The sequence below is a fragment of the Agrococcus sp. GCM10030265 genome, assembly GCF_042666675.1.
GTDB lineage: Bacteria > Actinomycetota > Actinomycetes > Actinomycetales > Microbacteriaceae > Agrococcus.
This window is the reverse complement of sequence record NZ_JBHTCZ010000004.1, coordinates 148,148-167,957: the sequence shown is the minus strand read 5'-3', so window position 1 is coordinate 167,957 and position 19,810 is coordinate 148,148. Positions and strand designations below refer to the sequence as shown.

Genomic DNA, 19,810 nt, shown 5'->3' with positions numbered 1-19,810 from the left:
GCTCAGGCGGTGGGGCGGCGCACCGCGCCGAGGCGCGGGAGCCGCGGCGGGCGGTGCACGTGACCCGCGCTCGGCGGCACGAGCACCTGCTGCGCCGCCGCGACGGCGACGTCGTCGTCGCCCGCGCGCACGACGACCTCGGCATCCGTCGGCACCGAGCGTCTGAGGATCGCGAGCGCGACCGGCCCGAGCTCGTGGTGATGCGCCGCGGCCGTCACGTGGCCGACGGGCTGCTCGCCGTGCACGACGTCGTCGCCGGGCTGCGGCAGCACGGCGTCGCTGCCGTCGAGATGCAGCAGCGTGAGCCTGCGCGGCGGCGCCCCGAGGTTGTGCACCTTCGCGACGGTCTCCTGCCCGCGGTAGCACCCCTTGGCGAGGTGCACGGCCGTCGCGAGCCAGTCGAGCTCGTGCGGGATCGTGCGCTCGTCGACGTCGGCGATCGTGGGACGGCCGGCCGCGATGCGGCGCGCGTCGAGCGCGAGCGTGCCCGCGATGGCGGGCGGCTCGCCCAGCGCGCCCGTCACGACGGTCTCGTGCCAGCCCCACGGCCCGAGGTCGTCGGATGCGCCGTAGCGCACGCCTCCCTCTGCGACGGTCGGCCACGGATCGTCCCACGTGGTGCCCTCGGGTGCGACGGATCCCGTCCAGCCGACGACCGGCGCGTCGACGCGCGCGATCTCGACCTTCGCCCAGAAGCGCATGCGCGTGAGCCACGCCTCGAGCGCCTCGGCGCGGCCCGCGTCGACGATCGCCCACAGCGACTCGCCGTCGTCGACGAGGCGCATCGCATGCTCGACGCGGCCCTCGGGCGACAGCACGAGCGACTCGGTCGAGACGCCGGCGGGCAGCTGCGCGATCGCCTGCGTCGTGATCGAGTCGAGCCACGTCAGCCTGTCGGGGCCCGTGAGCCGCAGCACCTCGCGCGGCAGCAGCACCCACGCGCCCGCCTCGAGCACGCGCCCCTCGGCGATGGGGTTGCCGAGATGCAGCGGCACCCCCGCGTCGCCGAGCACGGCACCCGGCGCGTCGACGAACGCGGCGATCGTCACGCCTCGTCCTCGCCGGACGCCTCGACGCGGTGCGTGCGCGACAGGCGGGCGGAGGCGTGCGTCGCCAGCGGGCGGCCGAGCGCCGCGAGATCCCACGCCCACAGCAGGTCGCCGTCGACGAGCCCGAGCATGCGCGTCGACGCCGAGTGCGCCTTGGCGCTCGGCGAGCGCATGACGGCGTCGGTCGCGAGATCGATGCGCGGGCCGGCGATGCGGCCGAGGTACAGCTCGGACACGCCCGTCGGATGGCCGATGAGCGCCTCGATCTCGAAGTGGCCCTCGGGCGCTCGCAGCGCCTCGACGTCGTCGACCGTGCGCGGCGGGGCCGTGGGCGGCAGCATGCCGGGGCCGTTGTCGCGGTCGTCGGCCGTGCGGGCGAGCGACCAGTAGCCCGACTCGGCCGCGAGCGGCGTGAGCTCGTCGTCGAGCAGCCATGCGTACGACGTGTAGGCGAGGAACGGCAGGCCGTGGTGCGCGAACGTCACGCGCTGCCCGAAGGCGTGCTCGCGGACGTCGTCCTCCCCGACCGAGAACTGCACGTGCCCCGTGCCCTCCCAGTCGCCCACGAGCCACTGCAGCGGACCGAGCTCCGCCGGGAGCGTCGGGTCGATGTCGAGCACTGGCTAGCGCTGGCCGCGGAAGAGGTTGCGGAGCACGACGAACGAGAGGCCCGCGATCGCGAGGGTCGCGAGGCCCAGCAGGCCGAGGAAGAAGATCTCGAGCGCGACGACGGGGATGTCCATGCACCCATCCTACGCGCCGCGCGCGCGAGGGCGCTGCCCCCGGCGCGGCTCAGGCGCCCAGGCTCAGGGCCTTGAAGACGAGGGTCGCGACGGCGAGCACGACGATGGCGCCGCCGACGGATGCGAAGAGCCGGTCGACGAGGCCCTTCTGGTTCGGGAAGCCCAGCTGCACGCCGAACGACGCGACGACGCAGGCGCCGAGCACGATGGGCAGCCACACGGTGCGATCGACGGGCACCAGCACGGCCACCACGGCCGCGCCCACCGCCGCCAGCGCCCAGATCGGCCAGATGCTGTGCCAGCGCATCGCCGCCATCGCTCCCCCGTCCGCGCCCATCTCCACGCCACCCTAGACTGTCCGGCGGGAAGGACTCGACGTGGCACAAGTGCTGATCCTCACCCGGCGCAGCGGCGACGTGCTCCCCAGCCTCGACCTGCTCGACCATCGGGTCGCGAGGCTGCCGGCCGAGACGGGATCCCTGGCGAAGGCGACCGAGGCCGACCTCGTCGTCGTCGACGGCGTCGTCGAGCTCGCGACGGCCAAGAGCCTGTGCCGCATCGTCGAGCAGACGATGCAGACGCCCGTGCTGCTCGTGCTCGGCGAGGGCGGGCTCGCCGCCGTGCAGCTCGACTGGGGCATCGCCGACGTCGTGCTCGACGGCGCGGGGCCCGCGGAGGTCGACGCGCGCGTGCGCCTCGCGCTCGCACGCACCGCGCCCCGCGACCAGCCCATCGTCGCGGCCGGCCTCCGCATCGACGAGGCCAACTACCAGGCGTCCATCAACGGCAAGCCGCTCGACCTCACCTACAAGGAGTTCGAGCTGCTGCGCTTCCTCGCCTCGCACCCCGTGCGCGTCTTCACCCGCGAGCAGCTGCTCAGCGAGGTGTGGGGCTACGACTACTTCGGCGGCACCCGCACGGTCGACGTGCACGTGCGTCGCCTGCGCGCCAAGCTCGGCGACCTCGAGTCGGCCATCGGCACCGTGCGCAACGTCGGCTACCGATTCGAGCTCTCCCATGACTGACGTCGCAGCCCTCGCCGCCCTCGTCGAGCGCTGCCTCGCGGCCGACGGCGTCAGCCCGGTCAACGACCAGGCGATGCTCGAGGCGCGGCGCGGCGAGCGCACCGTCGTCGACCTCGACGGAGACGGCGACGCCCTCGCCGTCGTCGCGACCGGCGCGCAGGCGGGCGACGCCGTCGCCGAGGTCGAGCTCGCCGTCGCACCCGAGCGCCGCGGCGCCGGCCTCGGTGCGCGCCTCGGCGCGCGCATCGCCGCCGAGCATCCGGGCTTCGAGGCGTGGGCGCACGGCGACCTGCCCGCCTCGCGAGCGCTCGCCGAGCGCCTCGGCATGCAGCGCATCCGCACGCTCCTGCAGCTGCGCGCACCCGTGCCGACCGACGCCGTCGTCGACGCGCGGCTGCGACCGTTCGAGCCGTCCGACGCGGATGCCTGGGTCGCCGCGAACGCCGCGGCCTTCGCCGCGCACCCAGAGCAGGGCAGGCTCACGACGCGCGACCTCGCCGACCGACGCGCCGAGGCATGGCACGACGACGCGAACCTGCTCGTCGCGCCCGGCTCCGACGGCCGCATCGACGGGTACGCGTGGATCAAGCCCGAGGGCGACGACGTCGCCGAGCTCTACGCGCTCGGCGTCGCACCGCACGCGCAGGGCACGGGCCTCGGCGGCGTGCTCATGGCGGCGACGTTCGCGCGCATGCACGCGCTCGGCGCCACCATCGCGCATCTCTACGTCGAGGGCGACAACGCCCCGGCGCTCGGCCTCTACCGCTCCCGCGGCTTCGTCGACCACGCGCGCGACGTGCGCTGGCGACACGGCGTCTGAGCCGCGTCCGACCGCACCATCCGTTCACCTCCCGGTGCCAGGATGAGAGCATGGACGACCACGACGAGCCCACGCCCCCGACGACGAGGTCGACCGTGACGATGGCTCCCGAGCTCGCCGAGGCCGCGAGCTTCGCGCAGGCCACCGAGGCCGACCTCGACGACTTCGACGACGACGAGGAGTACGACCTCGAGCTGCACGGCGGCGAGACGGAGGACGGCCTCCCCGCCGACCGCTTCCTCGACCGCGAGCTGTCGTGGCTCGCGTTCAACCAGCGCGTCCTCGAGCTCGCCGAGGACGAGACGGTGCCGCTGCTCGAGCGCGCCAACTTCCTCGCGATCTTCGCGTCGAACCTCGACGAGTTCTTCATGGTGCGCGCCGCCGGCCTCAAGCGCCGCATCGTCACGGGGCTCGCGGTGCCGACGAACGTCGGCATGAACCCCGTCGCGATCTTTGACCGCATCGTCGAGCGCGCCCACGAGCTGCAGCTGCGGCACGCCGACTGCTGGCGCCACTCCGTGCGCCCCGCGCTCGAGGCCGTCGGCATCCGCATCGTGCGATGGGGCGAGCTCGACGAGGGCGAGCAGCAGACGCTGCGCAAGCGCTTCCACGACGACGTCTTCCCCGTGCTCATGCCGCTCGCGGTCGACCCCGCGCATCCCTTCCCCTACATCTCGGGACTGTCGCTGAACCTCGCGGTGCGGGTGTTCAACCCGCTCACCGACTCCGAGGAGTTCGCGCGCCTCAAGGTGCCGCCGGTGCTCTCGCGCCTCGTCGCCGTCGAGGGGGGCGGCACGCGCTTCATCGCGCTCGAGGAGCTCATCGCCAACAACCTCGACGAGCTCTTCCCCGGCATGCGCGTCGTCGACTGCGACGTCTTCCGCGTGACGCGCAACGAGGACGTCACGATCGACGAGGACGAGACCGAGAACCTCATCCAGGCGCTCGAGCAGGAGCTCTCGCGGCGCAAGTTCGGCCCGCCGATCCGGCTGGAGGTGTCGGAGGAGGTCGACCCCGACTCGCTCGACCTGCTCGTGCGCGAGCTCGGCATCACCGAGCAGGAGGTCTACACCCTGCCCGGCATGCTCGACCTCACGGGCCTCTTCCAGATCTCGGGCCTCGAGCGGCCCGAGCTGCGCTACACGAAGCGCGTGCCCGTCACGGCCGCGGCGCTCAAGCCTGCGGATGCGGAGGAGCAGGAGTCGATCTTCGACGCCATCACCCGCAAGGACGTGCTCGTGCACCACCCGTACGAGACCTTCGCGACGAGCGTGCAGGCCATGCTCGAGCAGGCCGCCGACGACCCCGACGTGCTCGCGATCAAGCAGACGCTGTACCGCACGAGCGGCGACTCCCCCGTCGTCGCGGCCCTCATCCGGGCCGCTGCCAAGGGCAAGCAGGTGCTCGCGCTCGTCGAGGTGAAGGCGCGCTTCGACGAGACCAACAACATCCAGTGGGCGCGCACGCTCGAGCGCGCGGGCGTGCACGTCGTCTACGGCCTCGTGGGCCTGAAGACGCACTGCAAGCTGCTGGTGGTCGTGCGTCGCGAGCGCGGCCGCCTGCGGCACTACTGCCACGTGGGCACCGGCAACTACAACCCGAAGACGTCGCGCATCTACGAGGACTTCGGACTCTTCACCGACAACGACCAGGTCGGCCTCGAGATCACCCGCCTCTTCAACCAGCTCTCGGGCTTCGCGATCGAGCGCAAGTTCCAGCGCCTCCTCGTCGCACCCCTGCACCTGCGCAAGGGCCTCCTGAAGCGCATCCGCCGCGAGACCCGCAACGCGCAGGCGGGCCGCCCGGCCCGCATCCGCATCAAGGTCAACTCGATCGTCGACGAGCAGATCATCGACGCGCTCTACCGCGCGAGCCGCGCGGGCGTGCAGGTGCAGGTGTGGGTGCGCGGCATCTCGTCGATCCGCGCGGGCGTGCCCGGCCTCTCCGAGCACATCACCGTGCGCTCGATCCTCGGCCGATACCTCGAGCACTCGCGTGTCTTCGCCTTCCTGAACGACGGCGACGAGGAGGTGTGGATCGGCTCGGCCGACATGATGCACCGCAACCTCGACCGCCGCGTCGAGGCGCTCATCCGCCTCACCTCGACCGAGCACATGGACGACATCTCCGCGCACTTCGACCGCGCGATGTCGGACGAGACGGCGTCGTGGTGGTCCGAGCCCGACGGCACGTGGACGCGCCACGCGTTCGACGACGACGGCGCCCCGCTGCGCGACCTGCAGCGCGAGCGCATGATCGAGATCCAGCGCAGGCGTCGCCGGTGACGCCGCAGCTCGCCGCGGGCGTCGGCCTCTGGCGGCGCACGGCGGGCGGCATCGAGGTGCTGCTCGTCGAGCGCACGAAGCACCGCGACCTGTCGCTGCCGAAGGGCAAGCTCGACCCCGGCGAGGCGCTGCCCGCCTGCGCCGTGCGCGAGCTCGAGGAGGAGACGGGCTACCGCGTCTCGCTGCAGGCGCCGCTCGGCACGAGCGAGTACCGCATGCCGACGGGGCAGGACAAGGTCGTCTACTACTGGCAGTCCGAGCTGCGCGACGACGAGCCCGCCCGCGCCTTCTCGCCGAACGACGAGATCCTGGCGCTGCATTGGCTGCCGCTCGACGAGGCGGCGTCGCGCTGCAGCTACGAGCACGACGCCGTGCTCGTGCGCAGGCTGGCCGAGCGCATCGCCGCCGACGAGGCCGACACGTTCGCGATCATCGCGCTGCGGCATGCGAAGGCCGCCGATCCCTACGCGTGGGATGGCAGCGACGCGTCGCGCACGCTCACGTCGCGGGGCGAGCGCCAGGCCCAGCAGATCGCGCCGTCGCTCGCAGCCTTCGGCGTCGAGCGCATCGTGACGTCGACGGCGACGCGCTGCCGGCAGACCGTCGAGCCGCTCGAGCGGCTCGTCGGGGCGCAGGCGCGCACGTCGAGGTCGCTCGCGCAGGACACCTTCATGGGGCGCGGCGATCGCCTGCTGCGCCGCGTCGAGAAGGCGGTGCGGCACCGTCGCGCGACCGTGCTGTGCAGCCACCTGCCGGTGATCCCCGCCGTCGTCGACGCCGTGGCGACCGCGACCGCCACGCCCGACTCCCCCGCGCTGCACCGAGGCTCGATGCTGCACACCGCCGACTTCACCGTGCTGCACGTGGGCGGCGTCGACGGCCGCGTCGTCGCGATCGAGACGCACGGCGCGCCGCACTGACGGGCGGCGGCGACCGCGTCCGTCGCCGTCCGCTCGCACCGCGCGCTCGGGTTCCGCAGAGGTTCGACGGCTAGCGTGCCGTCGATGCCCGGAGGTGATGCACGCATGCGACGCGCACGAGCGACGACCATGCTCGCGGCCACCGCGCTGCTGCTCGTCGGCTGCGCGGACGCGCCCCAGCCGACGACGGCGCAACCCGTCGGCATCGGCGACGCCGCGGCCGAGTCGTCGCGCGACCCCGCGGGCGTCGATGCGCGGGCCACGATCGACGGCGACGCCGTGACCGTCGTCACGAGCGACGCCGAGTGGCGGCTCGAGGTGCTCGAGGCCGGCCCCGTCGACCTCGCGGACCTCGCGATGTTCGACGGCGCATCCACCGCCGAGCCCCCGGCCGGTGGCGCGCAGGTGGGCTGGGTGTGCGTGCGTGCGACGCAGGTCGCGGGCGACCCGGGATCGTGGCTGTCCGACGACGTGCGCATCGAGGTGTGGTCGAGCCCGCAGGGGCAGCGCTTCGACGACCTCACGGGCTTCGACTACGAGCCGGCCGACGGCTCGACCGACGTGTACCAGGCATCCGGCAACGCCCTCGGCGAGCCCTACGACCGGGTGTGCCCCATCTTCGTGGTGCCCGCCGACGTCGACTTCACGACCCTCGCGTTCGTGCCGAACGGCGGCGAGCCCGCCGTGCTCGAGCGCTGAGGCTCGAGCACGACGGGCTCGCGCGGAGGGGTGCTGCGGATCAGCCGAAGCGGCCCGACACGTAGTCCTCCGTGGCCTGCACCGACGGGTTCGAGAAGATCTGCGTCGTCTCGTCGTACTCGATGAGCTTGCCGGGCTTGCCGGTGCCCGCGATGTTGAAGAACGCCGTCTTGTCACTCACGCGCGCAGCCTGCTGCATGTTGTGGGTCACGATCACGATCGTGTAGTCCTGCTTGAGCTCCTCGATGAGGTCCTCGATCGCGAGCGTCGAGATCGGGTCGAGGGCCGAGCACGGCTCGTCCATGAGGACGACGTCGGGCTCGACGGCGATGGCGCGCGCGATGCACAGACGCTGCTGCTGACCGCCCGAGAGGCCCGAGCCGGGCAGGTTGAGGCGGTCCTTGACCTCGTTCCAGAGGTTCGCGCCGCGCAGGCTGCGCTCGACGAGGTCGTCCTGGTCGGACTTCGACATGCGCGTGTCGTTGAGCAGGACGCCCGCGAGCACGTTCTCGCGGATCGACATCGTCGGGAAGGGGTTCGGACGCTGGAAGACCATGCCGATCTGGCGACGCACGAGCACGGGGTCGACGCCCGGGCCGTAGAGGTCCTCGCCGTCGAGCAGCACGCTGCCCTCGACGCGCGCGCCCGCGATGACCTCGTGCATACGGTTCAGCGTGCGGAGGAAGGTGGACTTGCCGCAGCCCGACGGGCCGATGAACGCGGTCACCGAGCGGGGGGCGATCTCGAGGGACACGCCCTCGACCGCGAGGAAGTCGCCGTAGTAGACGTTGAGGTCGTCGACCTCGATGCGCTTGGACACGGAAGTGCTCTCCTGTTCGGGTGCGGCTCAGCCGCGAAGCTTGGGGGCGAAGATCTTGGCGATGAGGCGCGCGACGAGGTTCAGCGCCATGACGATGAGGATGAGCGCGAGGGCTCCTGCCCATGCGCGCGCGACCGCCTCGTCGGGGTTCGTGCCCTGGTTCTGGTACTGGTTGTACACGAACACGGGCAGCGTCATCATGCGCCCGTCGAAGAGGTTCATGTTGAGGCTCGTCGTGAAGCCCGCGGTCAGCAGCAGCGGGGCCGTCTCGCCGATGACGCGCGAGATCGACAGCATGACGCCCGTCATGATGCCCGCGATCGTCGTCGGCAGCACGACCTTCACGATCGTGCGCCACTTGGGCACGCCGAGCGCGTACGACGCCTCGCGCAGCTCGTTCGGCACGATGCGCAGCAGCTCCTCGCTCGAGCGCACGACGACCGGGATCATCAGGACGGCGAGGGAGAGCGCGCCCATGATGCCGATGGATGCGCCGGGCCCGAGGAAGATCGAGAACACCGCGAAGATGAACAGGCCCGCGACGATCGAGGGGATGCCCGTCATGACGTCGACGAAGAACGTGATCGCCTTCGCGATGCGACCCCTCCCGCCGTACTCGACGAGGTAGATCGACGTCATGAGCCCGATGGGGACCGAGATGATCGTCGCGGCGAGCGTGATGAGGATCGTGCCCCAGATGGCGTGGATGGCGCCGCCGCCCGTGCCGACGATGCCGCGCATGGACGACGAGAAGTACTCGGCGTCGAAGCGCTCGACGCCCGAGGAGACGACGGTGTACAGCAGCGAGACGAGCGGGATGATCGCGATGATGAACGCGCTCGTCACGAGCGCGGTCACGAAGCGGTCGATCGCGTGGCGCGGGCTCTCGCTGAGGCGCGAGAGCACGTAGATCACGACGACGTAGAGCAGGGCGCCGACGACGAGCGTGCCACCGACGTTGAAGTCCGACGCGGCGGAGCCCATGTTGATGAGCGCGAAGATCACGGCCGACACGACCATGGCGGCGGCGAGCGTGACCCACGTTGCCCACTTGGGCAGACGGCCTGCGGCGAGCGAGCTCGCCTGGCCTCGAGCGACGACGGCGGTCATCAGTTGGCTCCGGAGAACTCGGCGCGTCGGTTGACGATCGCGCGGGCGATGGCGTTCACGAGGAACGTGACCACGAAGAGGACGAGGCCCGTGGCGATGAGCGTGTTCACGCCGTTGCCGTGCGCCTCGGGGAACGCGAGCGCGATGTTCGCGGGGATGGGCGTCGGGTTCGTCGACGTCAGCAGCTCGACGCTGATGACGCCCGACGCGGACAGCACCATCGTGACCGCCATGGTCTCGCCGAGCGCGCGACCCAGCGCGAGCATCGCGGCCGACACCATGCCGCCGCGGGCGAAGGGCAGCACCGCCATGCGGATCATCTCCCAGCGGGTCGCGCCGAGCGCGAGCGCCGCCTCCTCGTGGAGGCGCGGCGCCTGCAGGAAGACCTCGCGGCAGATGGCCGTCATGATCGGCAGGATCATGACGGCGAGCACGAGGGAGGCCGTGAGGATCGTGTTGCCCGTCGCCGACGCCTGGCCGCCGAAGAGCGGGATCCACCCGAGGTTCTCGTTGAGCCACGCGTAGAACGGCTGCACGAAGCCGGCGAGCGTCACGGCGCCCCACAGGCCGAAGACCACGGAGGGCACTGCGGCGAGCAGGTCGATGACGTAGCCGAGCACCGCGGCGAAGCGGCGCGGCGCGTAGTGCGAGATGAAGAGCGCGATGCCGATGGCGACCGGCGCCGCGAGCACGAGGGCGATGAGCGACGCCCACACGGTGCCGAACGCGAGCGGCACGACGTACTCGAGGAACGAGCGCTCGCGCAGGATCGAGTTGTCGTCGTTCGACAGGCCCGGCACGCTCTGGGCGACGAGGAAGATCGCCACGGCCGCCAGCACGAGCAGGATGATGATGCCCGCGCCGAGCGCGGTCCCCGAGAAGATCGAGTCGCCGAGTCGGCGCACGGCGGGCTTCGCCTGCTGCGTCGCCTTCGGCGGCAGCGCAGGCTCGTCCTGCTGCTGCTGCTGCGCCGTGGAGCTGGTCGTCATGCCGCGTCGGCCCTTCGTGTGGAGTGCGGTGGCAGTGGAGCGGGGCTGATGGTCGGGATGCCGCGCATCCCGGCCATCAGCCCCAGGGTGGTCAGGGGATCAGCCCTCGACCTGGATCAGCTCGATCGCTGCCTCGATCTGCGAGCGGAGCTCGTCGTTGATCGGAGCCGAGCCTGCGTTCTCCGCAGCGGCGTCCTGGCCCTCGGCCGAGGCGACGTAGGAGAAGTAGGCCTGGACGGTCGCGGCGACCTCCGGGTCCTCGTACTCGGTGCAGCCGATGAGGTACGACACGAGCGCGATCGGGTAGGCGCCGTCTGCGGCAGCCGACGGGTCGACGTCGAAGACGAGGTCCGCGTCGCCGCGACCCTCCTCCTGCTCGGCGCCGGCGACGAGCTGCGCGGCGGCCTCGGGCGAGAACGGCACGTACTCCTCGCCGACCTGCACCGCGACGGTGCCGAGGTCGCCGACCTGCGACGCGTCGGCGAAGCCGATCGTGCCCTGGCCGTTCGAGACGCGGTCGATGACGCCCGAGGTGCCCTGGGCAGCCTCGCCGCCCTGGATCGGCCACTCGTCGGAGGCCTCGTACGTCCACACGTCGGGCGCCGTGGCCTCGAGGTAGGCCGTGAACGTCTCCTGCGTGCCCGAGGCGTCCGAGCGGTGCACCGGCGAGACCGCGAGGTCGGGCAGCGTCGCGTCGGGGTTCTGCTCGGCGATCGCCGGGTCGTTCCAGTTGGTGATCGTGCCCGCGAAGAGGCCGGCGATCGTCGCGGCGTCGAGGTTCAGCTCGTCGACGCCATCGATGTTGAACGCGACGGCGACGGGCGAGATGTAGACGGGGATCTCGATGATGTCGTCCGAGACGCACGCCTCGAAGCCGCCGGCCTCGAGCTCCTCGGCGTCGAACGCGCGGTCCGAGCCGACGAAGTTCGACGCGCCCGCGATGAAGTTGTCGCGGCCGACGCCCGAGCCCGTGGGCTCGTAGACGACGTCGGCGTCGGGGTTCGCGTCGAGGAACGCGGCGACCCACGCCTCCTGGGCGGCCGTCTGCGACGACGCACCCGTGGCCTCGATGGTGCCTGCGACGCCGCCCTCGGCGGGCTCGCCGGACGAGCTGGAGCCGCCCTCGTTGGACGCGCAGGAGGCGAGGAGGATGCTGCCTGCTGCGGCGACGATCGCCACGCGGCCGAGCTTCGTGATCTTCACGCTGTGATCCCTTTCGGAATGTGAGGTGCGGGGAGTCCCGCTTGCATGGCGCAGCGGATGCGCCTGGATCACGCTAGGGATCGGGCATGGCGTGCGAGGCCCGCGTCGGTGAACGCGAGGTGAACGCGACGGGAACGTCTCGAGCGGCACAGCCGGTGCCCAGATGCGGAGACGATGATGCCGGGCCGCGGAACGCCTCTCGGCGGTAGGCCGCTCGTAGCGGCGAAGATTGGAGCCCGGGGTTCGCGGCCCGGCGCCGTCCACTGTAGCGAACGAGGGCTGCGGGATCGAGTCCGTTCGCGTGTCGCGAACCTCAGACGCGCGGCACCTCGATGAACCACTGCTCGCCGGTGGCGTGGTGCAGGAAGTACCACGTGTCGAGGGGCCAGTCGAGCGGCACCTGGAAGATCGCCTGCGCACCCTGGAAGGACGGCTGCCGACCGACCGTGAAGAGGTCGTCCTCGGCGTAGAAGATCGTGCCGGACGAGAGCCCGTAGTAGTCGGCGGTGTCGGGATCGATCGCGGCGACCCGGAACTGCGTGTAGAAGTCGGGCTCGCCCTGCAGGATCTCGGCGTCGATCGAGAGGATCACCAGCTGCGCACCCTCGCCTGCGACGTTGCCGTCGCGGTCGGCCTCCACGACCGTGACGCTCGTCGGCTCGAAGCTCCAGGCGTCGGCGCCCGTCGCCTCGGTCGTGTACGCGTAGGCGCTCTGCTGGGGCGTCGCGGAGGGCTCGGCGGAGGGCTGCTCGCTCGCCGACGGCTGCGGCTGCGGCGGCGGGCTCGCCTGCTGCGGCGGGGCGACGACGCAGCCCGCCAGGGCGAGCGCTGCGAGGGCGGCGACGGCTGACGATCGGATGCGAGCGGCGTGCGACATCGGGGACCTCCTGCTGCGAGCAGGCTAGTCGCGGGCCGCTGGACGCGGACTGGGCGTGGCGCCCCGCGCGTCAGTGGAGCTGGTCGCGTCGCTGCAGGGCGGCCGACGCCGCGAGGTCGACGCCGAGCGTCGCGAGCCGCGACGCCCGCACCGTGAGCCGCGACGCGCCCTCGGCATCGTACGCGTCGCGCGCATCCGCCTCGACGAGCGCGCCTGCCGACGCGACGCGGCAGAAGGCGGCGGCACGATCGAGCGCGAGCGCGAGGTCGCCCGCGAAGACGCCGCGCAGGATCTCGTCCGCGAGCGACGCGATCTCCTCGGGGCCCGTGGGGGTCGGCGCGCCTGCGACGACGGGGTCGGCGGTGTCGAGCCGCGCGGCGCCGGCCGTGAAGTGGGCCGCGACGTCGACGGGCTGCTGCGCCACGACCGTGCGCAGCAGGTGGATGCGCCACAGCGCGCCGGGCAGCGAGTGCGGTCGGGCGTCGGCCCAGAGCTCGGCGACCGAGTCGATGCCGTCGTCGGCTGCGAGGCTCAGCAGGCGCCGCACGACGTCCGGGTCGGCGTCGGACCGCACGCGTGCGAGCAGCGCGGCCGCGGTCTCGTGCGCGAGCTGCACGCGAGCGACGGGATCCATGTCGCCGACGAACTGCTCGAACCATCGCGACGCGTATCGCGCCGGCCGTGCGTGCTGGGCCATGCCCCTCCTCTGCCGTGGACGTGCTCGGTGGTGCAGCGTCCAGGGTACCGAGCGCATTCCCGCCCCGCCCGACGCACTCCGTCCCCCGGATCCATCGTTCGGGGGATCCGAAGGCCGTCGCGCCGCGGATAGGAAGGATGCATGCGAAGCAGCAGACACCTCGGACCACCCGCCCGGACCCTCGCAGCCATCGCCACCGCGGCGATGCTCGTCGTCGCATCCCCCGCCATCGCGTCGGCATCGCCACCCGAGGTCGACGCGCCGGCGGCAGACCCCGCCGTCGCGGCCGCGCCGCAGGTCGAGGCGCCCGTGCCCGACCTCGCCTGGACGGCCTGCGAGGGCGCAGGCCTCGAGGCCTTCGAGTGCGCGACCGCGCAGGTGCCCTCGGACTACGACGAGCCGACGGGCGACACGACGTCGATCGCGGTGACGCGCATCCCGGCGACGGATCCCGCCCAGCGCATCGGCAGCCTCTTCCTCAACTTCGGCGGTCCGGGCGGCCCCGGCGTCTCGACGCTCCAGCAGCTCGGCGCGTTCCTCGACCCGCAGGTGCACGCGCGCTTCGACGTCATCGGCTTCGACCCGCGCGGCGTCGCGCAGTCCGACCCCGTGACGTGCTTCCCCGACGCCGCGTCGGAGGCCGCCTTCCTCGCGGAGGGCGCCGCCGTGCCGACGACCGCCGCCGAGGAGGCCGAGGCGATCGCCCAGATGGGCGCGCTCGCGCTGGCGTGCGAGACCCTCTCGGGCAGCCGCATCGAGCACGCGTCGACCGCGAACGTCGCCCGCGACATGGATCTGCTGCGGCAGGCGGTGGGCGACGAGCAGCTGAGCTACCTGGGCTACTCCTACGGCTCGGTGCTCGGGGCGACCTACGGCATGCTCTTCCCCGAGCGCGTGCGCGCCCTCGCGATCGACGGCACGCTCGAGCCGTCGCGCTGGTCCGGCGGGGCGGGCTCCGTCGGGCTCCGCACGGGGCAGGGCGTCGCGGCGAGCGAGGTGTTCGACGAGTTCCTCGCGCTGTGCAGCCAGGTCGGCCCGCAGTCGTGCTCCCTCGCCGCCGTCGGCGACCCCGCGCAGGTCGTCGAGCAGCTGCTGCAGCGTCTGCAGCAGCAGCCCGTCGAGGTGCCGAACCCCGACGGCACGACGCTCACGGTCGACTACGGCCTCGCCGTCGCGACCGCCTTCCAGTCGATGTACTCCCCCGCCGGCTTCGCGCCGCTCGCCGACACGCTCACGCTCCTGCATCGGCTCACGCAGCCGCAGCAGCTGCAGGCGACGACGCAGCAGCGCACGCAGCAGCGCGGCCTCGAGCTCAGCGACGTCGGCGACTGGCTGCGCGAGCTCGGCCTCATCGACGACTACGCGAGCGTCGGCGGCGCCCTCGCGTCGATGTGCGTCGACGGCACGCACCCCCTGCGGCCGTGGGACTACCCGGCGCAGGCCGACGCCGCCGACGCCGAGGCCCCGCACTTCGGCCGCTTCCGCTCGTGGGTGGGGCTGCAGTGCGAGTTCGTCGACTACGTCGACGACGACGCGTACGCCGGCCCGTGGGATCAGACGACGCAGGCGCCCGTGCTCGTGCTCGGCACGCGGCACGACCCGGCGACGCCGTACGACCAGACGCAGCCGTACGCCGACCGCTTCGCGAACGCCAGCGTGCTGACCGTCGAGGGCTACGGCCACACGACGCTCGGCGTCTCGGCATGCGCGAACGCCGCGATCGCCACCTACCTGGCATCGCCGGGCGCATCCCTGCCGTCGACGTGCGGGCAGGACGTCGCGCCCTTCCAGGCGCCGCCGGGCGCTGCGGTCGCGCCGCTGCACGCGCCGTCGCTCGCGTACGCGCCAGGAGTCTGACCTCTCGGCTGCCCGGTCCCTCCACCTCCGATGACGGGACTGGGCAGACGATGTCACCGAGTGGGCAGTAGATGCGCTCCGGACGCACGTCCGACCGCATCTGCTGCCCACCGTCGTGCGGTGGCTGCGGCGGAGGCGGTGCGAGGATGGAGGCGCGGGCCTCTAGCTCAGTCGGTAGAGCATCGGACTTTTAATCCGCTGGTCGTGGGTTCGAGCCCCACGGGGCCCACCGCCACCGCCGCGATCGCTCGGCGCGCCGGGCCGGAGGGATCGACCCGAGCCGGCCCGAGCGCTCGTGGCGCTCGGCGGCATCCGAGGACGGCGTCCTCGTGACCATCGTCGGATCCCTCTCGGCCAAGCCGTGTGCAGCCGCGCTCGGCGCGCCGCCTCGCTGGCGCTCGTGCGCGGCTCCGACGGGCGACGAGCGACGAGCGACGAACGACGAGCGACGAGCGACGAGCGACGAGCGACGAGCGACGAGCGACGCGGAGCCGCGGCGAGCGCGACCCCGCGTGCCCCTCGCACCGCGGCGCAGGCCGCATCCAGCGGCGACGCGTACGGTGGAGCGCACCGCACCCGACGCGAGGAGCACGCCATGACCGGGTTCCCGGCCCCCACTCGAACTCGCCCGCCGCAGCAGCGCACGGGGGTGCTCGGCCTCGGCATCGTCGCGGCCGCCGTCTCGACGTGGCTGCTCGTGCCGCAGCTCGTCGCCATGATCGGCAGCTCGGGCAGCGTCGTCGACGCCGGCGACGTCGTCGAGCTCGTCGTCGTCGCCGCGGTGCCCGCATCGATCGTCCTCGCGGTCGGCGCCGTCGCGACCCGCATCGTCTGGCTGCTCGTGCTCGCCATCCCCGTGCTCGCCGCCCACGCGCTCGCGCTCGTCGTCGCCGCGATCGTCGCCGGCGCATCCGGGGCCACGGGCCTCGCCGTGCTCGGGCGGCTGGCGGATGCCACGGCGCTCGGCATCGCGCTCGCCGCCGTCGTGGTCGCGCTCGTCGCGACGGCCGCAGCCCGTGCGGCCGACCGGAACGAGGGTGCGGGATGGTTCGCGGCGCTCGTGCTCGTCGGCATCGCCACGGTCGTCGTGCTCGCCGCGCCCTACCTCGAGGCGACGGAGGCGACGCTGCTCGCGATCCTCACCGCCGACACCCTCGTCGTCGCGCTGCTCGTCGCCGGCGTGGCCGTCGCCGGCATCCGCTCGTCGACGGCGCGATGGGCCGCGGCCGCCGTGCTGGTCGTCGCAGCGCTGTGGGTCGTGCTGCTCGAGACGGTCGTGCTGCCGTGGGCTGCGCCCTCGACGATCGCGGTCGCCGCGGTGCGCGCGCTGCTGCTCGTGCTCGCCGCCGCGCTCGTCGCGATGTCGACGCGGTGGCTCGCGCGCCCGCGGACGGTCGCCGCGCCCGTCGTGCCGCCTGCCGCACCGCAGCCCGCACCGGCCGCGGTGGCACCGCCGGTCGTGCCGCATCGCGAGCCCGCGCCGCACGTCGCTCCCCCGGTCGCCGCGGAGGCGGCAGGCGAGCCCGCGCCCGCCGCTGCTCCTCCGGCGGCCCCCGAGCCGGCCGCGCACGCCGCGGGCGACGGAGCCGCCACCACGCATGCGACGCCCGGAGTGGTCGCCGACGCCGACCGTGCGCTCGACCAGGGCGACCGCGAGGTGCCGGAGTCGTCGACGGGCCCCGAGGGCCGGTGACGCCGGCGAGCGGTCGGCGCGCGCAGGCGCCGCCGACGGCTCAGTAGCCGGCGAACGCGTCGACGAGCACGCGGCGAGCTCCCGCCGCCTTCGCGATGCGCCGCAGCCTGCCCACCTGCTCCGACGATCCCGAGACGAGCACCTGCCGCTCGGCGAGGTCGGGGACGAGGGCGCGCAGGCGGTCGCCGTCGATGCGACCGGACTCGTGCTCCCACGTCGACGCCATGCCGGCCGGCGCGCTGGGCGACACGACGATCACGCGCGCGTGGGCCTGCTCGAGCGCGTGGGCGAACGGCACGGGGTCGCCCTCGCGCAGCAGCAGCACGAGCACGGTGTCGTCGTCGCTCGCGCCGAGATGCGACAGGAACGGCGTCACGCCGATGCCGGCTGCGACGAGCAGGCGAGGCTGCCCCGGCTTGGGCGTGAAGTCGCCTCCCTGGCGCGTCACGGCGACGGTGTCGCCCGGCGCCATGTCGAGCAGGTGGCGCTTGAACGACGAGATGGGCTCGGCCGCGCGGATGCCGAGCCGCACCTCCGTGGATCCGGGAGGGGATGCGACGGAGAACACGCGACGCTCGCCGCGCAGGTCGGCGCGATGCGGCAGGCTCAGCTCGACCCACTGCCCGGGGCGATGCGAGAGCTCGGGCTCGGCGAGGAACCGGAGGTCGACGACGTCGCCGTGGCGCTCGGAGCCCGTGAGCCGCAGCACCGTGCCGTGGCGCGTGCCGAGCAGGAACGCGACGACGTTGCCGACGACGAGCGCGAGCGCGGGCCCGGGGTAGAACGAGCCGATGCCGACGGGGATGCTCGCGACCGACGCGAGGGCGGGCACGGCGAGCAGCAGCCCGACGAGTGCGCCGACGAGCAGCCGCTGCTGCCGCAGCGGCGGCAGCGTGATCGGCTCGGTGAACATGAACGCCGCGAGGAACAGCACGGGGCTCTGCCCGATCGCCTGCACGAGCGCCGCGGGCACGTCGCCCGTGAACGCCGCGTAGGCGAGCGTCTGCAGCACGACGCCGATCGCGACGAGCACGAGCGCGGGCCCGACGATGCGGGTGCGCACGAGCACGAGCAGCCCGCCGACGATCGTGAGCGGCAGCAGCGGCAGCGCTGCGACCCACCACAGCTCGACGCCGACCCCCGGGGTCAGCAGCGGCAGCGCGATGCCCGCGAGCACGAGTCCCGCCGCGGCGGGGTTCACGATGAGGCGGCCGCGCCGCACGACGAGCACCTTCACGGCCGCCGCGAGCGCGCAGACCGCCGCGACGACGGCGAGGTCGACGATGCCGCTGGGGCGATCCATGCTCGGCGGCGCCGCGATCGACGCGACGAGGAGGCCCGTGATTGCGGCGCTCGGCACGTGCGCCGGGCGCCGTGCGATGCGGCCGAAGAGCAGGCTCGCCACGACCGACACCGCGACGGCGAGCAGCGCCGACACGAGGATGCCGAGGCCGTCGAACGCGAGGACGCCTGCGAACGACAGCAGGGCGCCGAGCACGACGTGGGCTCCCAGGATCGCGCCGACGAGCGCGTGCATGGGCACGGCGTCGAGCCGTGCGATGGGTCCTCTGGCGCTCACGCGGCCACCTTCCTGACGTGCAGCCCTGCTGCGAATCGACCGGTCGCCTCGACCTGACCGCCCGCGTACATCCTCGCGTGCTCGAACGAGCAGTGGCGTGCGAGCAGCCCGACGGGGGCGAACGACAGCGCCGTCGCGATCGCGTCGGCGACCATGGCGCGCTCGGCGATGACCCAGGTGCCGATGACCTCGTCGGCCGGCGCGCCCGTGCGTCCGTCGAGGATGTGGTGCCTGCCCGCCCAGCGGCGCCGGTTGCCCGCCGAGGCGCACAGCGCCTCGCCGGACACCTCGACGACGCCGATGGCGTGGCCGATCGCGCGAGGGTCCTCGAGCGCCACCCGCGTGGGCCGCCCCGCGTCGCCCGTGCCCGCGTGCCGGAGGTCGCCGGAGGCGTCGACGACGCGGTCGTGGATGCCGTGGGCGTCGAGCACGTCGCCGACGAGGTCGACGAGCTGACCCTTGCCCGCGGCGCCGACGTCGAGGACGACGGGCGCCGACGTCTCGATCGTCGCGCCCTCCCACCGCAGCACGGCATCCCACGCCGGGGGCGCCTCGGGCTCGGCCCCCGTGTCGACGACGCCGTCCGCGCCGTAGCCGAGGCGCTCGAGCGACGCGCCGACGAGCGGGGTCATGGCGCCCTGCGTGAGGTCGTGCAGCGTGCGGTACAGGGTGGCGAGCTCGGCGGACTCCGGCGGCATGCGCACCGACCCGGCCGCGCGAGCGAGGGGCGCGATCGCCGCGTCGGGTCGGAAGCGCGACCAGGCGCGGTCGTACGCGTCGATGCGGGCGCGGATCGCCGCGACCACCTCGTCGCCCAGGGGCTCGGGGGTGTCGATCGACCAGCGCGTCCCGATGGCGTCGAGGCGCAGCCTGGCGGGCATGCCTACGCGGCTGCCTCGTCGCGGATGGTCTCGAGGGCGTCCTCGAAGCCGCCGCTCGTGAGGCTCGAGCCGCCGACGCGATCGACCGACACCTCGTCGAGCGGCACGCCCACGACCTCGTCGGCGATGCCGTCGATGAACTCGCCCTGGTAGCGCTGCGAGTTCGGGTTGGTCGTCTCGGGGTTCTCGACCTCGACGTCGTCGATGACGCCGTCGGCGAGGGTGAGGGTGACCGTGATGGTCTCCTCGCCGCCCGGCGACGTGTAGGAGCCGTCGGCGGTGTACGTGCCGTCCGCGTAGGCGCTCGAGCCCTCGCCGCCCGTCGCGTCGCCGCCCGTGGCGGACGACTCGGGCGCCGTCGACTCGTCGGTCGTGTCCGCGGGCTCGTCGGCGCTGGCGCAGGCGGCGAGGCCGAACGCGGCGAACGAGGTCGTGGCGAGCGCGAGGGCTGCGCGGCGGCGAGGGGTCATGGGGGCTCCTGTCGTCGGGGGTCGTCGGTCACGGTAGCCGTGGGGTGCGACGCGCCCGCCATCAGGCGCCTTGGAGGTTCCCATGATGCCGCA

General features: G+C 73.2%; 19 protein-coding genes and 1 tRNA gene. 8 read left to right on the top strand and 12 right to left on the bottom strand.

The genetic code is table 11. The annotated features are described in order from the left end of the window. Positions 1-2: 2 nt before the first annotated feature. The 3 genes from ACFQPP_RS12495 to ACFQPP_RS12485 all read right to left on the bottom strand — a co-directional run bounded on the left by ACFQPP_RS12495 (position 3) and on the right by ACFQPP_RS12485 (position 2,099). A complete protein-coding gene (locus ACFQPP_RS12495; protein ID WP_376916968.1) occupies positions 3-1,049 on the bottom strand; it encodes a YgfZ/GcvT domain-containing protein in 1,047 nt (348 codons plus the stop codon). Next, complete coding sequence (locus tag ACFQPP_RS12490) at positions 1,046-1,669, bottom strand: FABP family protein (RefSeq protein ID WP_376916967.1); 624 nt, start codon at positions 1,667-1,669, stop codon at positions 1,046-1,048. Before ACFQPP_RS12490 ends, ACFQPP_RS12495 begins: the two co-directional genes overlap by 4 nt. Positions 1,670-1,841: 172 nt before the next feature. Beyond that, positions 1,842-2,099, bottom strand: a complete 258-nt coding sequence (locus ACFQPP_RS12485) for a hypothetical protein (protein WP_376916966.1) — start codon at positions 2,097-2,099, stop codon at positions 1,842-1,844. 70 nt (positions 2,100-2,169) lie between these two features. Between ACFQPP_RS12485 and ACFQPP_RS12480 the strand changes: the two genes are divergently transcribed. The 5 genes from ACFQPP_RS12480 (at position 2,170) to ACFQPP_RS12460 (ending at position 7,541) form a co-directional block, all read left to right on the top strand. Further along, a complete protein-coding gene (locus ACFQPP_RS12480) occupies positions 2,170-2,817 on the top strand; it encodes a DNA-binding response regulator (RefSeq protein WP_376916965.1) in 648 nt (215 codons plus the stop codon). Then, positions 2,810-3,637 carry a mycothiol synthase gene (gene mshD / locus ACFQPP_RS12475; RefSeq protein ID WP_376916964.1) on the top strand — a complete coding sequence of 276 codons (828 nt, stop codon included), beginning with the start codon at positions 2,810-2,812 and terminating at the stop codon, positions 3,635-3,637. Before ACFQPP_RS12480 ends, mshD begins: the two co-directional genes overlap by 8 nt. Positions 3,638-3,738: 101 nt before the next feature. Beyond that, positions 3,739-5,922 carry an RNA degradosome polyphosphate kinase gene (locus tag ACFQPP_RS12470; RefSeq protein ID WP_376917331.1) on the top strand — a complete coding sequence of 728 codons (2,184 nt, stop codon included), beginning with the start codon at positions 3,739-3,741 and terminating at the stop codon, positions 5,920-5,922. Next, positions 5,919-6,842: an NUDIX domain-containing protein gene (locus ACFQPP_RS12465; protein ID WP_376916963.1), complete on the top strand. Its 924-nt coding sequence runs from the start codon at positions 5,919-5,921 to the stop codon at positions 6,840-6,842. The genes ACFQPP_RS12470 and ACFQPP_RS12465 overlap by 4 nt, the downstream gene beginning before the upstream one ends. Positions 6,843-6,947: 105 nt before the next feature. Continuing rightward, positions 6,948-7,541 carry a hypothetical protein gene (locus ACFQPP_RS12460; RefSeq protein WP_376916962.1) on the top strand — a complete coding sequence of 198 codons (594 nt, stop codon included), beginning with the start codon at positions 6,948-6,950 and terminating at the stop codon, positions 7,539-7,541. Between the two features lie 40 nt (positions 7,542-7,581). Here the strand turns inward: ACFQPP_RS12460 and pstB are convergent, their stop codons facing one another. The 6 genes from pstB to ACFQPP_RS12430 all read right to left on the bottom strand — a co-directional run bounded on the left by pstB (position 7,582) and on the right by ACFQPP_RS12430 (position 13,237). After that, positions 7,582-8,361 (bottom strand): phosphate ABC transporter ATP-binding protein PstB, encoded by a 780-nt coding sequence (pstB, locus tag ACFQPP_RS12455; protein WP_376916961.1) that lies wholly within the window; start codon positions 8,359-8,361, stop codon positions 7,582-7,584. Between the two features lie 27 nt (positions 8,362-8,388). Next, on the bottom strand, positions 8,389-9,471 hold the full coding sequence (gene pstA / locus ACFQPP_RS12450; RefSeq protein WP_376916960.1) for a phosphate ABC transporter permease PstA: 1,083 nt from the start codon (positions 9,469-9,471) through the stop codon (positions 8,389-8,391). Further along, positions 9,471-10,460, bottom strand: a complete 990-nt coding sequence (gene pstC / locus ACFQPP_RS12445; protein ID WP_376916959.1) for a phosphate ABC transporter permease subunit PstC — start codon at positions 10,458-10,460, stop codon at positions 9,471-9,473. Before pstC ends, pstA begins: the two co-directional genes overlap by 1 nt. 99 nt (positions 10,461-10,559) lie before the next feature. Further along, positions 10,560-11,663 (bottom strand): phosphate ABC transporter substrate-binding protein PstS, encoded by a 1,104-nt coding sequence (locus ACFQPP_RS12440; protein ID WP_376916958.1) that lies wholly within the window; start codon positions 11,661-11,663, stop codon positions 10,560-10,562. Positions 11,664-11,976: 313 nt separating this feature from the next. Then, positions 11,977-12,540, bottom strand: a complete 564-nt coding sequence (locus ACFQPP_RS12435; protein ID WP_376916957.1) for a hypothetical protein — start codon at positions 12,538-12,540, stop codon at positions 11,977-11,979. Between the two features lie 70 nt (positions 12,541-12,610). Further along, positions 12,611-13,237, bottom strand: a complete 627-nt coding sequence (locus ACFQPP_RS12430; RefSeq protein ID WP_376916956.1) for a DNA-directed RNA polymerase subunit beta — start codon at positions 13,235-13,237, stop codon at positions 12,611-12,613. Between the two features lie 141 nt (positions 13,238-13,378). On the opposite strand from ACFQPP_RS12430, the gene ACFQPP_RS12425 reads away from it, so the two are divergent. The 3 genes from ACFQPP_RS12425 to ACFQPP_RS12415 all read left to right on the top strand — a co-directional run bounded on the left by ACFQPP_RS12425 (position 13,379) and on the right by ACFQPP_RS12415 (position 16,787). Then, complete coding sequence (locus ACFQPP_RS12425) at positions 13,379-15,094, top strand: alpha/beta fold hydrolase (protein ID WP_376916955.1); 1,716 nt, start codon at positions 13,379-13,381, stop codon at positions 15,092-15,094. A 156-nt stretch (positions 15,095-15,250) separates the two neighbouring features. Then, positions 15,251-15,323, top strand: a tRNA-Lys gene (locus ACFQPP_RS12420). Between the two features lie 366 nt (positions 15,324-15,689). Continuing rightward, positions 15,690-16,787, top strand: coding sequence for a hypothetical protein (locus tag ACFQPP_RS12415; RefSeq protein ID WP_376916954.1), 1,098 nt, complete (start codon positions 15,690-15,692; stop codon positions 16,785-16,787). Between the two features lie 40 nt (positions 16,788-16,827). Here the strand turns inward: ACFQPP_RS12415 and ACFQPP_RS12410 are convergent, their stop codons facing one another. Genes ACFQPP_RS12410 through ACFQPP_RS12400 form a run of 3 tightly spaced genes read right to left on the bottom strand, consistent with a single transcriptional unit; the run spans position 16,828 to position 19,717 of the window. Next, positions 16,828-18,366, bottom strand: a complete 1,539-nt coding sequence (locus ACFQPP_RS12410) for an oxidoreductase (RefSeq protein ID WP_376916953.1) — start codon at positions 18,364-18,366, stop codon at positions 16,828-16,830. Further along, positions 18,363-19,247 carry an FAD:protein FMN transferase gene (locus tag ACFQPP_RS12405; RefSeq protein WP_376916952.1) on the bottom strand — a complete coding sequence of 295 codons (885 nt, stop codon included), beginning with the start codon at positions 19,245-19,247 and terminating at the stop codon, positions 18,363-18,365. Before ACFQPP_RS12405 ends, ACFQPP_RS12410 begins: the two co-directional genes overlap by 4 nt. Positions 19,248-19,249: 2 nt before the next feature. After that, complete coding sequence (locus tag ACFQPP_RS12400) at positions 19,250-19,717, bottom strand: hypothetical protein (RefSeq protein WP_376916951.1); 468 nt, start codon at positions 19,715-19,717, stop codon at positions 19,250-19,252. Positions 19,718-19,810: the final 93 nt, after the last annotated feature.

Excerpts from the sequence above, each read along its gene's own strand:
- ACFQPP_RS12485 (WP_376916966.1), bottom strand. The coding sequence starts at position 2,099 with ATGCGCTGGCACAGCATCTGGCCGATCTGGGCGCTGGCGGCGGTGGGC.
- mshD (WP_376916964.1), top strand. The coding sequence starts at position 2,810 with ATGACTGACGTCGCAGCCCTCGCCGCCCTCGTCGAGCGCTGCCTCGCG.
- ACFQPP_RS12470 (WP_376917331.1), top strand. The coding sequence starts at position 3,739 with ATGGCTCCCGAGCTCGCCGAGGCCGCGAGCTTCGCGCAGGCCACCGAG.
- ACFQPP_RS12460 (WP_376916962.1), top strand. The coding sequence starts at position 6,948 with ATGCGACGCGCACGAGCGACGACCATGCTCGCGGCCACCGCGCTGCTG.
- pstA (WP_376916960.1), bottom strand. The coding sequence starts at position 9,471 with ATGACCGCCGTCGTCGCTCGAGGCCAGGCGAGCTCGCTCGCCGCAGGC.
- pstC (WP_376916959.1), bottom strand. The coding sequence starts at position 10,460 with ATGACGACCAGCTCCACGGCGCAGCAGCAGCAGCAGGACGAGCCTGCG.
- ACFQPP_RS12435 (WP_376916957.1), bottom strand. The coding sequence starts at position 12,540 with ATGTCGCACGCCGCTCGCATCCGATCGTCAGCCGTCGCCGCCCTCGCA.
- ACFQPP_RS12430 (WP_376916956.1), bottom strand. The coding sequence starts at position 13,237 with ATGGCCCAGCACGCACGGCCGGCGCGATACGCGTCGCGATGGTTCGAG.
- ACFQPP_RS12425 (WP_376916955.1), top strand. The coding sequence starts at position 13,379 with ATGCGAAGCAGCAGACACCTCGGACCACCCGCCCGGACCCTCGCAGCC.
- ACFQPP_RS12415 (WP_376916954.1), top strand. The coding sequence starts at position 15,690 with ATGACCGGGTTCCCGGCCCCCACTCGAACTCGCCCGCCGCAGCAGCGC.
- ACFQPP_RS12405 (WP_376916952.1), bottom strand. The coding sequence starts at position 19,247 with ATGCCCGCCAGGCTGCGCCTCGACGCCATCGGGACGCGCTGGTCGATC.
- ACFQPP_RS12400 (WP_376916951.1), bottom strand. The coding sequence starts at position 19,717 with ATGACCCCTCGCCGCCGCGCAGCCCTCGCGCTCGCCACGACCTCGTTC.